17 protein-coding genes are annotated in these 13,390 nt (G+C 66.1%); 7 read left to right on the forward strand and 10 right to left on the reverse strand.

Going from position 1 to position 13,390, the window contains the following annotated elements; all coding sequences use genetic code 11:
- Positions 1 to 30: 30 nt before the first annotated feature.
- Positions 31 to 318, reverse strand: coding sequence for a YggT family protein (locus tag J7392_RS06200; protein WP_067267829.1), 288 nt, complete (start codon positions 316 to 318; stop codon positions 31 to 33).
- Between the two features lie 132 nt (positions 319 to 450).
- Here J7392_RS06200 and J7392_RS06205 point away from each other — a divergent pair, with 132 nt between their 5' ends.
- From J7392_RS06205 to arfB, 6 genes are all read left to right on the forward strand, one after another.
- The gene (locus tag J7392_RS06205) at positions 451 to 1,029 is read left to right on the forward strand and encodes an acyl-CoA thioesterase (RefSeq protein ID WP_209216990.1); all 579 of its coding nucleotides are present in this window, start codon (positions 451 to 453) and stop codon (positions 1,027 to 1,029) included.
- Positions 1,030 to 1,133: 104 nt separating this feature from the next.
- Positions 1,134 to 2,507, forward strand: coding sequence for an MFS transporter (locus J7392_RS06210; RefSeq protein ID WP_209216728.1), 1,374 nt, complete (start codon positions 1,134 to 1,136; stop codon positions 2,505 to 2,507).
- Complete coding sequence (mepA, locus tag J7392_RS06215; protein ID WP_209216730.1) at positions 2,504 to 3,448, forward strand: penicillin-insensitive murein endopeptidase; 945 nt, start codon at positions 2,504 to 2,506, stop codon at positions 3,446 to 3,448. Before J7392_RS06210 ends, mepA begins: the two co-directional genes overlap by 4 nt.
- Entirely contained in the window at positions 3,421 to 4,335 is a 915-nt protein-coding gene (locus J7392_RS06220) for an esterase-like activity of phytase family protein (RefSeq protein WP_209216732.1), read from the forward strand. Before mepA ends, J7392_RS06220 begins: the two co-directional genes overlap by 28 nt.
- A gap of 64 nt (positions 4,336 to 4,399) precedes the next feature.
- The gene (locus tag J7392_RS06225; protein WP_209216734.1) at positions 4,400 to 5,020 is read left to right on the forward strand and encodes a queuosine precursor transporter; all 621 of its coding nucleotides are present in this window, start codon (positions 4,400 to 4,402) and stop codon (positions 5,018 to 5,020) included.
- Between the two features lie 331 nt (positions 5,021 to 5,351).
- Complete coding sequence (arfB, locus tag J7392_RS06230) at positions 5,352 to 5,774, forward strand: alternative ribosome rescue aminoacyl-tRNA hydrolase ArfB (RefSeq protein ID WP_209216736.1); 423 nt, start codon at positions 5,352 to 5,354, stop codon at positions 5,772 to 5,774.
- A gap of 3 nt (positions 5,775 to 5,777) precedes the next feature.
- Here the strand turns inward: arfB and cobF are convergent, their stop codons facing one another.
- From cobF to cbiT, 7 genes are read right to left on the reverse strand one after another with little or no spacing between them, the layout of a single operon-like run.
- Entirely contained in the window at positions 5,778 to 6,527 is a 750-nt protein-coding gene (cobF, locus tag J7392_RS06235) for a precorrin-6A synthase (deacetylating) (RefSeq protein ID WP_209216738.1), read from the reverse strand.
- Positions 6,524 to 6,826, reverse strand: a complete 303-nt coding sequence (locus J7392_RS06240) for a DUF1636 domain-containing protein (protein ID WP_209216740.1) — start codon at positions 6,824 to 6,826, stop codon at positions 6,524 to 6,526. The genes cobF and J7392_RS06240 overlap by 4 nt, the downstream gene beginning before the upstream one ends.
- On the reverse strand, positions 6,823 to 7,548 hold the full coding sequence (gene cobA / locus J7392_RS06245) for a uroporphyrinogen-III C-methyltransferase (protein ID WP_209216742.1): 726 nt from the start codon (positions 7,546 to 7,548) through the stop codon (positions 6,823 to 6,825). The genes J7392_RS06240 and cobA overlap by 4 nt, the downstream gene beginning before the upstream one ends.
- Positions 7,548 to 8,870, reverse strand: a complete 1,323-nt coding sequence (locus tag J7392_RS06250; protein ID WP_209216743.1) for a cobyrinate a,c-diamide synthase — start codon at positions 8,868 to 8,870, stop codon at positions 7,548 to 7,550. Before J7392_RS06250 ends, cobA begins: the two co-directional genes overlap by 1 nt.
- Positions 8,867 to 9,652: a precorrin-4 C(11)-methyltransferase gene (cobM, locus tag J7392_RS06255; protein WP_209216745.1), complete on the reverse strand. Its 786-nt coding sequence runs from the start codon at positions 9,650 to 9,652 to the stop codon at positions 8,867 to 8,869. The genes J7392_RS06250 and cobM overlap by 4 nt, the downstream gene beginning before the upstream one ends.
- A gap of 5 nt (positions 9,653 to 9,657) precedes the next feature.
- A complete protein-coding gene (locus J7392_RS06260) occupies positions 9,658 to 10,026 on the reverse strand; it encodes a cobalamin biosynthesis protein (RefSeq protein WP_067267847.1) in 369 nt (122 codons plus the stop codon).
- Entirely contained in the window at positions 10,023 to 11,204 is a 1,182-nt protein-coding gene (gene cbiT / locus J7392_RS06265; RefSeq protein ID WP_209216991.1) for a precorrin-6Y C5,15-methyltransferase (decarboxylating) subunit CbiT, read from the reverse strand. The genes J7392_RS06260 and cbiT overlap by 4 nt, the downstream gene beginning before the upstream one ends.
- Here cbiT and J7392_RS06270 point away from each other — a divergent pair.
- Positions 11,203 to 11,952 (forward strand): cobalt-precorrin-6A reductase, encoded by a 750-nt coding sequence (locus J7392_RS06270; RefSeq protein WP_348540690.1) that lies wholly within the window; start codon positions 11,203 to 11,205, stop codon positions 11,950 to 11,952. The two genes, cbiT and J7392_RS06270, sit on opposite strands and share 2 nt — an antisense overlap.
- Here the strand turns inward: J7392_RS06270 and cobJ are convergent.
- Together cobJ and J7392_RS06280 are read right to left on the reverse strand one after the other, a co-directional pair.
- The gene (gene cobJ / locus J7392_RS06275; protein ID WP_209216749.1) at positions 11,928 to 12,662 is read right to left on the reverse strand and encodes a precorrin-3B C(17)-methyltransferase; all 735 of its coding nucleotides are present in this window, start codon (positions 12,660 to 12,662) and stop codon (positions 11,928 to 11,930) included. The two genes, J7392_RS06270 and cobJ, sit on opposite strands and share 25 nt — an antisense overlap.
- Entirely contained in the window at positions 12,659 to 13,390 is a 732-nt protein-coding gene (locus tag J7392_RS06280) for a precorrin-2 C(20)-methyltransferase (protein ID WP_209216992.1), read from the reverse strand. Before J7392_RS06280 ends, cobJ begins: the two co-directional genes overlap by 4 nt.

Consider the following 13,390-nt stretch of genomic DNA (forward strand, 5'->3'; position numbering starts at 1 on the left):
CATCGGCGCGCGGGCGGGCTGGGGCACGGGTCAGTAGAAGGCCGCTGCGTTGTTGGTCAGCACGATCCGCGCCATGGCAACGGCGATCAGCACGATCAGGGGGGCGAGGTCCAGACCGCCCATCGGCGGAATCACATTGCGCACGCGGCTATAGACCGGCTCAAGAATGCGGTTCAGCCCGTCCCAGATCTGCGCCACCAGCGGTTGGCGCAGGTTCAGCACCTGAAAGTTGATCAACCAAGACATGATGACATGGGCGATGACGATGAACCAAACGATGTTCAAAAGCAGCATCAGGATTTGGAACAGCGACGTCATGGAATATCCCCTTGGTTTGACGCAAGACAGTTAAGCGCCCCGCCCTCAAAGGGCAAGAGTGCCGTGACGTATATGCTTGACCGCGCAGCGCTTCCGCCGCAGATCGGCACCGTCACGACAAAGGAAAGCCTCATGTTCCCGATCATCCGCATGGCCAAAGACGTCATCGTCGCCGCGCGGCAGGCGCCGCTGGACAATTTGACCGACACCCATGTCAGCCACCACATCTGCTGGCCGCATGACCTCGATATCTGGATGGAGTTGAACAACGGGCGGGCGCTGTCGCTCTATGATCTGGGCCGCACCGCCATGGCGCAGCGGGCTGGGTTGATCACGCTGCTGCGGCAGAACAAATGGGCGATCACCATCGCGGGCTCCAGCACGCGGTTCCGCCGCCGCATCCGCATGTTTGAGAAATTCGAGATGCGCAGCCGGACCCTGTGTTGGGACGACAAGTTCATCTACCTTGAGCAATCCATGTGGAAGAAGAACGGCGAATGCGCGAGCCATGTGCTCTACCGTTCCGCCGTGACCGATCGTAACGGGCTGATCCCGCCGGAAAAGGTCTTGCAAGCGATGGGACGGCAGCAAGCTTCGCCTGAGGTGCCGGGCTGGGTGGCCGAATGGATCCGCGCTGATGCGCACCGCCCCTGGCCGCCGATGCAGGACGCGGCCCCGGCCCCCGCTGCGGCAGGGCCGCTTTCGGCCTGAGCCGACCGCCCTCCTCTGCCTTACCCCTTGCCCTTACTGACGCTTGCGCCTTGCGGCCTGCCCTGCTCTAACTTGAAAAAGGGCAGGCCGCGAAAGGGCGCAACATGGCACAGACAGGCGGGCGCAAGCGCATCTGGGGATGGTATTTCTTTGACTGGGCCAGCCAGCCTTACAACACCCTGCTTCTGACCTTCATCTTCGGCCCCTACTTTGCCCAAACGGCGACCAATGCGCTGGTCGAGGGCGGGATGGAGCTTGGCGCCGCGAAAGCCCAAGCGCAGGCATACTGGGGCTATGGTCTGGCGCTGGCGGGCGTCGCAATTGCGGTGCTGGCCCCGATCTTGGGCGCGGTGGCGGATTCCTCGGGGCGGCGGATGCCTTGGATCAGGCTCTTCTCGGCCATGTATGTGGTCGGCGCGGGCGCGCTGTGGTGGACCGCGCCGGGAGATTTCTCTCTGCTTTGGGCGCTGTTCTTTTTCGGTATCGGCTTGGTCGGGATGGAGTTCGCAACGATCTTTACCAATGCCTATCTGCCCGAGCTTCACCCCGACGCGGATGAGCGGGGGCGCATTTCCGGCGATGGCTGGGCCTTTGGCTATGCGGGCGGGGTGCTGGCGCTGATCGCGATGATCGCCCTGTTTCAAAGCGGCGCGAATGGGCGCACCATGGCGGGGCTGACGCCGCTTTTCGGGCTGGACCCGACGACAAAGGCCGACACCCGCATCGTCGGGCCGCTGACGGCCATCTGGTACGCGGTCTTTATGATCCCCTTCTTTCTCTATGTGCGCGACAGGCCGAAGCCCGGCGCCGTGCGCTATCGCGTGGGCGCGGGTCTTGCGGATTTGGCGCGCACCCTGCGGGGGCTGCCGAAGCATCCGTCTCTGCTGGCCTATCTCGGCTCGTCGATGTTCTACCGCGACGCGCTGAACGGGATGTATACCTTTGGCGGGGTCTATGCGCTTGGGGTGCTGGATTGGTCGATCCAAGAGATCGGCATCTTCGGCATCCTCGCCGCCATCTCAGGCGCGGTGTTCTGCGTGTTGGGCGGGCGGATCGACCGGCGCATCGGCCCGATGCCGGTGATCGTGGCCTGCTGCGCCATCCTCATCGCCACCGCCTGCCTAATCATCTCGCTGGGGCCAAATTCGGTCATGGGCGTTTCTTTGCCCGAAGGCTCCGCCCTGCCCGATATTCTGTTCTACGTCGCCGGTGCCTCTATCGGGGCGGCGGGCGGGGCGCTCCAGGCGTCATCGCGTAACATGCTGACCCGGCAGGGAAACCCCGAGCGGATGACCGAGGCGTTTGGCCTCTACGCCCTCTCGGGCAAGGCGACCTCGTTCCTCGCACCGGCGCTGATTGCCCTGACCAGCGACCTCACCGGCAGCCAACGGCTTGGCATCACCCCTGTCGTAGGGCTTTTCATCGTCGGTTTGATCCTGTTAGCTTGGGTCAAACCCAAGGGAGATTTCGCCACATGACGCTGCTTCGCACCCTCACCTCCGTGGCGCTGGCCTTTGCGCTTGCCTCTTGCGGGGGCGGCCGGACCGAGACCGACATCAGCGGTGAGAAGGTCGCCCTGCCGACCATCGGCTCTTCGGGCGGCGCATTGAGCACGGTTGAGGCCAAACGGCTTTTCGGGGCCAAGAGCTTTGCCTCCGCGCAGTCTCCGGCGGCTTTCGGCAGCTATTCCAAAGGCTGCCTTGCCGGGGCCGAGCAATTGCCCGAGACAGGTCCGACCTGGCAGGCCATGCGCCTGTCGCGCAACCGCAACTGGGCCCACCCCGAGATGATCGACATGGTTAAAAAGCTCAGCCGCAAGGCCGCGCAGCAACCCGGTTGGGAAGGCGTCTATGTCGGCGATATGAGCCAGCCGCGCGGCGGGCCGATGCTGACCGGTCACGCCAGCCACCAGATCGGGCTGGATGCCGACATCTGGATGCTGCCGCCGAAGTCCCTGAACCTCAGCCGGGCGCAGCGCGAGAATATCTCGTCGATCTCCATGCGCCGGGCGAGCGGGGCCTATGTGAATTCCTCTTGGACGCCCGCGCATCACGAGGTGGTCAAGGCCGCGGCCCAAGACCCCCGCACCGCCCGCATCTTCGTCTTCCCCGGCGCGAAGATACAGATGTGCGCCGATGAGAAAGGCGACCGCAGCTATCTGCGCAAAATCCGGCCTTGGTACGGGCATCACTACCATTTCCACATCCGCATCAGCTGCCCCAAAGGCGCGCGCGGCTGTGTGGATCAGGCCCCGCCCCCGCCCGGTGACGGCTGCGCCGATGCGCGCCAGTGGCAGGCCAATATCCTGAACCCGCCAAAGCCCGACCCGAATGCGCCCAAGGTGAAACCCAAGCCCAAGCGCGATATCCTGCTTGCGGACCTGCCTGCCCAATGCAACGCCGTTTTGAACGCAAACTGATCCGCGCCTGCCTTCCGTTCTTCCTGCTCATCGCCTGCGTGGCCCCCGCCGCGCAGACAGGGCCGGTAGTGCAGGTGGACAGCGTGCTGACATGGCGCCATCCGGCGCCGTGGTTCGGCGGTTTTTCCGGGGTCGAGGTGAATGCCGATGGCACCCGCCTCACGGCGGTGTCGGACCGGGGCCGCGTTGTGCAAGCGCGCATGCTGCGCGAGGCGGGCCGTCTGGTGTCGCTTGAGATTGAGGAGGATGCGCCGCTCAAAGATGCCGATGGCAAGCCCCTGCGCGACAAGATGCGCGATGCCGAAGCGCTGGCGCGTGACGGCAGCGGGCAACTCTACGTCTCATTCGAACACGACCACCATGTCGCGCGGCTGTCGCCCGAAAGCGGTGTCACCACCCCGCTGCCCAGACATGACGACTTTGCCAAGTTCGAGCCGAACGCGGGGATGGAGACTTTGGCCGCCCACCCCGATGGGCGGCTCTTTGCGACCCCCGAAGGCGGCGGCCCGGCCTCGGGTGATTTCCCGCTCTATGCCTTTGACGGCAGCAGTTGGACGATCACCGCAGAAATCCCGCGCCGGGGGCCGTTCCTGCCGGTGGATGCCGATTTTGCCGAGGACGGCACCCTTTACCTGCTGGAGCGGACGATCACGCCGCTGGGGTTTCGCAGCCGCATCCGCAGCTTCGACCTCACCGCGCCCGGGCTTGGCGAAGAGGCACTGCTGACCTCCGGCCCCGGTCAATATGACAACCTCGAAGCGCTCAGCACGTGGCAGGATGCGGCGGGGCAAACCCGGTTGACCCTGCTGTCGGACGACAACTTCTTCGTCATGCAGCGCAATGAGGTGGTCGAGCTGATCCTTGCCAAACCGGGTGTTGAGGGCTAAAGACCGTTCCGTCTGCGATCCCCGCAGGCCAAGTCGCCGCACCCTTGCACAAAACGGTCCACATATGACACGCACCTATCTTCCCGGCATCCTTGCCATGGCCGCCATCGTCGTGGCCTCGAATATCCTTGTTCAGTTTCTCTTTGGCCAATGGCTGACGTGGGGCGCTTTCACCTATCCGCTGGCGTTCCTCGTCACCGATGTGATGAACCGTCTCTACGGCGCCTCTGCCGCGCGCCGGGTCGTGTTGGTGGGCTTCGTCGTGGGCCTGATCTGCTCGCTCATTGGGACGCAGATCATGGGCGAATTCGGCCCGCTGGTAACGATCCGCATCGCCGTGGCTTCGGGCACCGCCTTCCTCGTGGCGCAGCTGTTGGACGTGACGATCTTTAACCGTTTCCGCGATGGCGCATGGTGGCGCGCGCCCTTGGTCAGCACCTTGATCAGCAGCGCGATCGACACAGCGCTGTTTTTCTCCATCGCTTTTTCGGCCAGCCTGTCGTTCATCCACCCCGCCACCGATGTCGCCTGGGCGACCGAGGCTTTGCCGCTGTTGGGCGCAGGCCCCGTTGCGCCGCTTTGGGTCTCGCTCGCCGTGGCGGATTGGTCGGTGAAACTGGCCATCGCACTGGTTGCGCTGATCCCCTTCCGGCTGCTGACCGCACGGCTGACCGCCCGCGCTTGATACCGGCGCAGGGGGGCCCGCCCCCTTGCCGCCGCACCGTCCAAAAAAACGCTTTGCGAATTTCAAAACCTGTGCAACGCTCAGGGTGAGTTCAACAAATGTAAAGGAGGTGATCCAGTGTCAAGAAAGGTATTGGAGCGAGGTGTCGGAACAGCCAGCGGGGTTTCCTGCTAGGGCAGCCCCTGGCAATGCAACCACCTGGTGGACGTCGGTCTAACCGATCCCCCTCCTGAAACCATTCGATTGGGCCGCTCCGCAAGGGGCGGCCCATTTCGCATTCCCCCTTCACCCTTACGGCGCGGGCTGGCATGTTGCGGGGCAAGGAGAGCCCATGCTGCACATCAACGATGACATCGCCATTCAGGATTGGGAGCTGACGGAAAGCTTCATGCGTGCCTCCGGCCCCGGCGGGCAGAATGTGAACAAGGTCTCCTCGGCGGTGGAACTGCGGTTCGAAGCTGCCACCTCGCCCTCCCTGCCGCAACCGGTCAAGAACCGGCTGCGCCGTCTGGCCGGGCGGCGCTGGACCACCGAAGGTGCGCTGGTGTTGCAATGTGACGAGACCCGCAGTCAGGCGCGCAACCGCGACTTGGTGCGCGAGCGTCTGGCCGAGATGATCCGCCGCGCCCTCACCCCGCCGAAACGCCGCATCGCCACCCGCCCGACGCTGGGGTCGAAAAAGCGCCGCCTCAAGGCCAAGAAGGTACGCGGCGAGGTCAAGGCGATGCGCGGCAAGGTCGATCCCGACGGTTAAGGATCAGCCGCGCCGCAGCAGGTAGATGTCCATGATCCAACCATGCGCCGCGCGGGCGGCGGCACGGGTGGCGATGATGTCTTCGGCAACCTCGGCCAGTGGGCCGTGGCGGATGATCTCTTCGGCCATGCCGACATAGGCCCCCCACCAGATCGTCACGCCCGCAGGCTCCAACGTCTGAAAGGCGCAGTCACCATCCAGCATGATGACCAGCGTATCGATCCCCTCCGGCCAGCCGTGATCGCGCAACTGCCGCCCGGTTGTGACCAAGAAGGGCGCGCCGATTTCATTCAGCGGGATCGCATGAGACGCGGTCAGCCCTTGCAAGGAGGTGATACCGGGGATCACGGTCATGCGCGGGGCCGGGTCGAGCCGCGCGGCGATGCGCAGGGTGCTGTCATAGAGCGACGGATCGCCCCAGACCAACAGCGCCACCCGCCGCGCCGTTGGGTGCTGGGCCATCGCCCCGCGCCATGCCTCGGCAATCGCATCATGCCAGTGGTTGACGCGCGCCCGGTAATCTTCGATTGCCGGGTCACGCACGGGCAGATCGAAGCCGACGATCTGCACCGCCTCATTGGTCAGCACCTCGTCGCATATGCTGCGCCGCAGCCCCGCCAGATCATCCTTGCCCGCGCCCTTTTGCGGGATCAAGATCAGGTCTTGCGCGTTCATCGCCCGGATCGCTTGCAGGGTCAGATGCTCAGGGTTGCCGGTGCCGATGCCGATCAAAGTGAGTTCAAGCGCGCTCATCCCGGTATCCTCGCAATCGCTTTCAGCCGCAGGCCGCCCAGCACCCGCGCATCAGGAAATTTGCCATCCGGCGATGCGCGGTAGAGGGTCACGAAACGGCGCAGGTCATCCATATCCGCCTCGGTGATCTCTCCAAACAGATAGGCCACCTTGCCCGGCGCGCGAAAAGCGATGGTCTGCGCCCGCGTGCAGCCTGACATACAGTCGATGCCTTCGACCTCCACCTCGGACAGGCCCGCGCGGACCACATCCAGAAAGCCGCCATCGGCGGTGCAGGAGGTGCAGACAAACGCCTTCACGCCTCGAACTCGGCCAATGGTCCGTAAAAGATCAGCGCGGGCGTGGTGCTGCTGGTGCTTTCCAGATGGCGCGCCAACGTTTCGATCGTGAAGCGCTGCACCTTCTCCGCCGGGGTCGAGACCGCCTCGGCCAGCAGCGCGGGCGTGTGGCCTGGCAGCCCGTGTTCGATCAAGCGCGCGGCAAGGCCCGCAAAGGTGCGTTTGCCCATATAGACCACGGTCGTCGCCATCGGATCAGCTAAGGCGGCCATGTTCACGTCGCGCGGCAATTCGCCCGTCACATCCGCGCCGGTGATGAACTGGACCCGCCGCGCGGTCATCCGGCGGGTCAGCGGGATGCCTGCGGTGGCGGCGGCGGCCGAAGCTGCGGTGACACCCGGCACGATCTCGAAAGGGATATCCGCCGCGCGCAGGGCGATGATCTCTTCCTCCAGCCGTCCGAACATGCCGCTGTCGCCGGATTTCAACCGCACGACCTTCAGCCCGGCTTCCGCATGATCGACCAGCACGCGGCTTACATGGTCCTGCTTGGGCGAGGCGCGCCCGGCCCGTTTGCCGACGCCGATCAGGTCCGCATCAGGCCGCGCGTGCTCCAAAATCGGGCCTGCGCTGAGGTCATCGAAGAGCACCACATCGGCCGCCTGCAACCGCGCCACGGCCTTGACGGTCAAGAGCTCCGGGTCGCCCGGGCCGGAGGAGACGAAGGAAACAAAGCCCCCCATCACAGCGCCGCGATCATGTGAAAGAAGGTGCCCGTGGCACGCCCGCCCCCCGCGAAATCGCGGACCGAGCCGGTCTCGGGCACTTCAAGGTCATTGGCATCGGTGATCCGCGCCAGCGGGGCGTCCGGCTCGGCAAGAATCGTAGCATAGTGGAACTCATGTCCGCGCAATTCGGCCCGCGCGGAATGGCCGGGGATCGGCGCGTTGAGGTCGGCCTGACGGTAGCCCAGATGCATCTTGCGTTTGGCGAAAGAGGTCTCCAGCCCCAAAAGCCCCGCCATCTCATGCCGGGTGCCCTCCTTGTCGATGAGGCCCGCGCCCATCGCCATATAGCCCCCGCATTCGCCGTGCACGGGGCGGGTCTCGGCAAAGGCGCGCAGCCCGTCGCGGAATTGCGCGGCAGCGGCGAGCTTGCCGGCGTGAAGTTCCGGGTAGCCACCGGGGAGCCAGCAGCAATCAGCGCTGTCGTCCGGCGCTTCATTGGCGAGCGGGGAGAAGGGCAAAACCTCTGCCCCCGCCGCGCGCCATCCGGCCAAGAGATGCGGATAGACAAAAGCGAAAGCGTTGTCCTGCGCCAGCGCGATGCGCTGCCCGGGCGGGGTGATCTGCGCCGGAGCGGGCGGGTTCTGCAACGTGCCCCGCGCGGCGGCCCGCAGGGCGGTTACATCAACATGGGCCGCGACGAATGCCGCCGCCTGCCCCAACAGATCGGGCAGGTTTTCCTGCTCCCCGGCCTGCACCAACCCAAGGTGACGCTCAGGCATTTCGATTTCCACCCGGCGCGGCAGCGCGCCGAAGACTTTGATCCCGACAGCCTCCATCCCCGCGCGCACCAGCGTCTCATGCCGGGGGGAGGCGACGCGGTTCAACACCACGCCCGCCAGTTCCACATCGGGCCGCATCTCGCGAAAGCCGAGCGCCGTGGCCGCCACCGATTGCGCCGCCCCTGATACGTCGAGCACCAGCACCACCGGCCAGCCCATCAGCGCCGCGACATCGGCGCTGGCCCCATTGCCGCAGGCGCCCGGCTTGGCCACCCCGTCAAACAGCCCCATCGACCCTTCGCCGAGGATCAACTCGGCCCCATCGGCATTGCCGACCAGCCCTTCGATTCGCGCGCGGTCCATCGACCAACTGTCGAGGTTGAAAGACGCCCGGCCCGAGGCCGCCGTGTGAAAGGCCGGGTCGATGTAATCAGGGCCGCTTTTGAACGGCTGCACCGCGACACCTTCGGCGCGCAGCGCGGCCAACAGCCCCAGCATCAAGGTTGTCTTGCCGGTGCCGGAGGCCGGGGCGGAGATCAGTAGGCCGGGCGGGATCATGAGGAAGTCTCCGGAAAGCGCGGCTCGGCCCCGACGGGGCGGAAGCGGCGGTCATAATCGGCGGCGTAAAGGCGGCTCTCGCCGAAATCCTCGGCCCCGATGGCATGGCCCACGAGGATCAGCGCGGTGCGGGCCATTTCCTCGCCCACCTCGGTGCGCAGGGTCGCAAGCGTCGCCTTGACGATGCGCTGATCGGGCCAACTTGCACGCCAGACCACGGCGACGGGGCAATCGGCACCGTAATGCGGGGTCAGTTCTTCGACGACTTTATCAAGCACATGCACCGACAGGTGGATGGCCAGCGTCGCCCCGGTGCGGGCGAAATTGGCCAGCGTCTCGCCTTCGGGCATCGCCGTGGCGCGGCCTGAGGTGCGGGTCAGGATCACCGATTGCGCCACGCCCGGCAGGGTCAGCTCGGCCGCCAGTTCCGCGGCGGCGGCGGCAAAGGATGGCACCCCGGGCGTCACGTCATAGGCGATGCCCATCTCGCGCAAGCGGCGCAATTGTTCGCCCATCGCCGACCAGACAGACAGATCGCCCGAATGCAGGCGCGCCACGTCATGGCCCGCGGCATCGGCGGCGGCGATTTCCTCCATAATGTCATCCAGCGACAGCCTTGCGGTGTTGACGATCCGCGCGCCCTCGGGGCAATGGCTCAGCAGCGCTTCGGGCACCAGCGACCCGGCGTAGAGGCAGACCGGGCAGGCCGCGATCAGGTCGCGCCCGCGCAGGGTGATGAGATCCGCCGCCCCCGGCCCGGCCCCGATGAAATGTACAGTCACGGTATCTATCCTTTCCTCTCGGCAATCGCCGCAGTGGCCATGGCATCGCCCGAAACGACGCGTTCGGCAACCAATACCGCCCCCGGCCCGGCGGCGGCCAATGCCGCGGCCTCGGACAGGGAGCCGGTGCCGAAACGGTCTTCGATCCGGGCCGATTGCGTGGGGGTTATCATGCGGGCCAAGTCTTCGGTGGTGATGCCCAGCCCCGGCACGCCCAACTCTTGCGCGAACTCGCGGAAGACGGTGGCGCGGGCCTTGGCGGCTTCGGTCACCAGCGCGTCGATCTTGGTGCCATCGGGGTTGGCCCGCGCCAGCGCGTCGCGCAATGACGCCACGCTCGCCGCGCCCCGAAATCCGATCCCGGCCATCCTCATAAAGTCACGCTCCATTGTACCACGGGCCGCAGCGGCTGCCAGCCGCGCATCCGGCCCAAAGGCGCCGCCTGCGCCAGTTCGATCCGCAATAGGGTGCCGCCATGCTCCGCTTGCAACTGCGCCAAAAGCGCCTCGGTTTCCAGCGTCACACCGTTGGCGACCAGCCGCGTGCCCGCTGGTAGCGCAGGCAGGAGGGCATCGTAAAGCGCCGCGTTGCCACCGCCGCCGACGAAGACCACGTCAGGCACAGGATGTCCCGCCCAGACCTCCGGTGCGCGGCCATGGGCGACCTGCATACGCGCGGTCAGGCCGAAATCTGCGATGTTGCGGGTGATATTCTCCACCCGGGCTGCGTGCTGCTCAAAGGCGATGGCGTGGCCACTGGCGAGGCAGAACTCAACCGAGACAGAGCCGCTACCCGCGCCGATGTCCCACAGCAAATCGCCGGGCCGGGGGGCAAGGGCCGACAGTGTCAGCGCCCGCACCGGCGCTTTGGTAATTTGCCCGTCGCTGGCAAAGCTGTCGTCCGGTAGACCGGGGGCGCGCGGCAGGCCGATGCCTTCGGGCAGGTCCACCCCGACCGCCACGGGCGCCTGCACATCCGGCAGATCAAACCCATCCGCCTGAACCGCGCGCAGCCGCGCATCGGGGCCGCCAAGTCTTTCGGCCACATGCATTTGCGCCGTACCTGCGCCCTGTTCGCAGAGGAAGCGTGCCAGTGCTGCAGGGGCATCTCCATCGCGTAGCAAGCAAATCATCCGCCCCTTGGGACGCAACACACCGCGCAATTGCGCCAGCGGTGCCGCGTGCAGACCGTGGCAGGTGACCTCCTCCAACCGCCAGCCAAGCGCATTGGCCACCAGCGAGAATGTCGAAGGCGCGGGCAGGCTGCGCCATTCGCCGGGGCCCAACGCGCCGATGATGCTGCCGCCCGCGCCGAACCAAAAGGGATCGCCTGAGACCAGCATCACCACGCGCTTGCCCCGCTCGGCCAACACCGGCTTAACTGAGAAAGGCACCGGCCAAGCCCGCCCGCGCGCGCCTGCGCTTGCCCGTTCCAAGTGACGCGGCCCGCCAAAGATCACCTCGGCCTTTGCCAGCGCCGCGCGGCTTGCCGCGGGCAAGGCATCCGCGCTATCGTCGGGCATTCCGATGATGCTGAGCCAAGGATCACCCATCATGCGCGTCCTTCTTTTGGGTGGCACCACCGAAGCCAGCGCCTTGGCGCGCGCCTTGGCCAAAGCCGGGATCGACGCGGTGTTTTCCTATGCCGGGCGCACAGACAGCCCCGTGGCCCAGCCCCTGCTCACCCGCGTCGGCGGCTTCGGGGGCGTGGCGGGGCTGGTGGCCTATCTCGAAGCCGAAGCGATCACCCATGTCGTCGACGCCACCCATCCCTTCGCCGCGGGGATGAGCAATAATGCTTTCGTCGCCTGCGCCCGGCAAGACCTGCCGCTGGTGCGGTTCGAGCGCCCCGCGTGGGAGCCGCAGGAGGGCGACGACTGGACCTTCGTGCCCGACGTCACCGCGCTGCCCGCGGCCCTGCCCGACAGTCCGGCGCGGGTGTTTCTGGCCATCGGCAAGCAGCAACTGGCGCTTTTCGCCGCGAAACCGCAGCACCGCTACCTCCTGCGCCTCGTCGATCCGCCACGCGAGCCGCTGCCGCTGCCGCGGGCGACGGTGGTGCTCGCGCGCGGGCCTTTCGATGTGGCGGGGGATACCACGCTGATGCAGACCCATGCGATCACCCATGTGGTCGCCAAGAACGCCGGAGGCGCTGGCGCGCGGGCCAAGCTGGATGCCGCCCGCAGCCTTGGCTTGCCGGTGATCTTGGCCGAGCGGCCAAAACTGCCGGGCGAGGTGGCCGCCAATGATGTGACCGAAGTGATGCATTGGCTACATCATACCGCGCTGCGCGGCGTATAGACATAGCGCCCGACCCGCCGCGTCGCGGAATTGCCGACGATCACGACGGTGCGCATATCCGCCATCTCGGGCGTCGCCTCGCACAATGTGACGGTGTTGAACGCCTCTTCCGGCGTGGTCACGGCGCGGGCGAAGGTGATCAGCCGGTCCGGCCCGCATTCGGCGCGCAGAATGTCCAACGCCTCGGCGAATTGGTGCGGGCGGGATTTGCTGCGGGGGTTGTAGAAGGCCATGGCGAAATCCGCCCGCGCGGCCATGCGCAAACGGTGCTCCACCATCGCCCAGGGCTTAAGGTTGTCGCTGAGGTTGATCGCGCAGAAATCATGGCCCAAGGGCGCCCCAAGCCGCGCCGCCGCCGCCAGCATCGCCGTGATGCCGGGCAGCACGCGGATGTCGACGCTCTCAAACGCCGGTTCCCGCTCCACCGCCTCGAACACGGCTGAGGCCATGGCAAAGACGCCCGGATCGCCTGAAGAGACCACCACCACCCGGGCACCTGCCTGCGCCAGTTGCAGGGCATGGGTCGCGCGGTCCAACTCCACCCGGTTGTCGCTGGGGTGCAGGGTCAGCCCGTCGCGCGGGGCGACGCGGGCGACGTAAGGGATATAGCCGATAACGTCTGTGGCCTGCGCCAGCGCCTCGGTCACCTCGGGTGTGACAAGCGCGTCATCACCGGGGCCAAGCCCCGCGATATGAAGAATGCCGCTCATGCCTCCGCCTCCGGTCTGCGGCCTTGGCCATGGACCAAGACGATCGCGAAATAGGGGCAATCGTCGTCAGCCACGTCAGACAGTTTCGCCACCCGCTGATCGGGCATGGTGCCACGCTCGACCAACCAAGCGTCGTCCAGCTTGCCCGCCGCCGCCAGGGCACGGCGCACAGTTGGCAGGTTGCGGCCCGTCTTCATCACCACCAGCGCATCGGCGCGTTTCATGTGATCGGTCAATTCCGCTTCGGGCAGCGTGCCCATGAGCACGGTCATCACATCATCGCCCCAAGTGAAGGGCGTATCCAGCGCGTTCCAGCAGCCCACCATGCCGGGGATCGCGGGCAGCACCTCAACCTCGGCGCGGCCCTGAAGCCGCGTGTGCAGATGCATGAAGGAGCCGTAGAAGAAGGGATCACCCTCACACAGCACGACCACCTCGTGATCTTGTGCCAGCGCTTCGAGTCGGTTGGCCCACTCTTCATAAAAGGCGACCATCTGGGCGCGGTATTCGGGCGAGTCGAACCGAAGCTCCGTGGTCACGGGGTATTCCATCGCATATTCGACCACGTCGTCGCGCAGCATTCCCTCAACGATACGGCGCGCTTGGCCCGCGCGGCCTTTCTTGCGAAAATAGGCCAGATGCCGCGCGCCGCGAATGGCACGGTCGGATTTCACGCTCATCAGTTCGGGGTCGCCGGGGCCAAGGCCCGCGCAGATAACCTTGCCCAT

This window comes from Sulfitobacter sp. R18_1 (assembly GCF_017743915.1).
Lineage (GTDB): Bacteria > Pseudomonadota > Alphaproteobacteria > Rhodobacterales > Rhodobacteraceae > Sulfitobacter > Sulfitobacter faviae.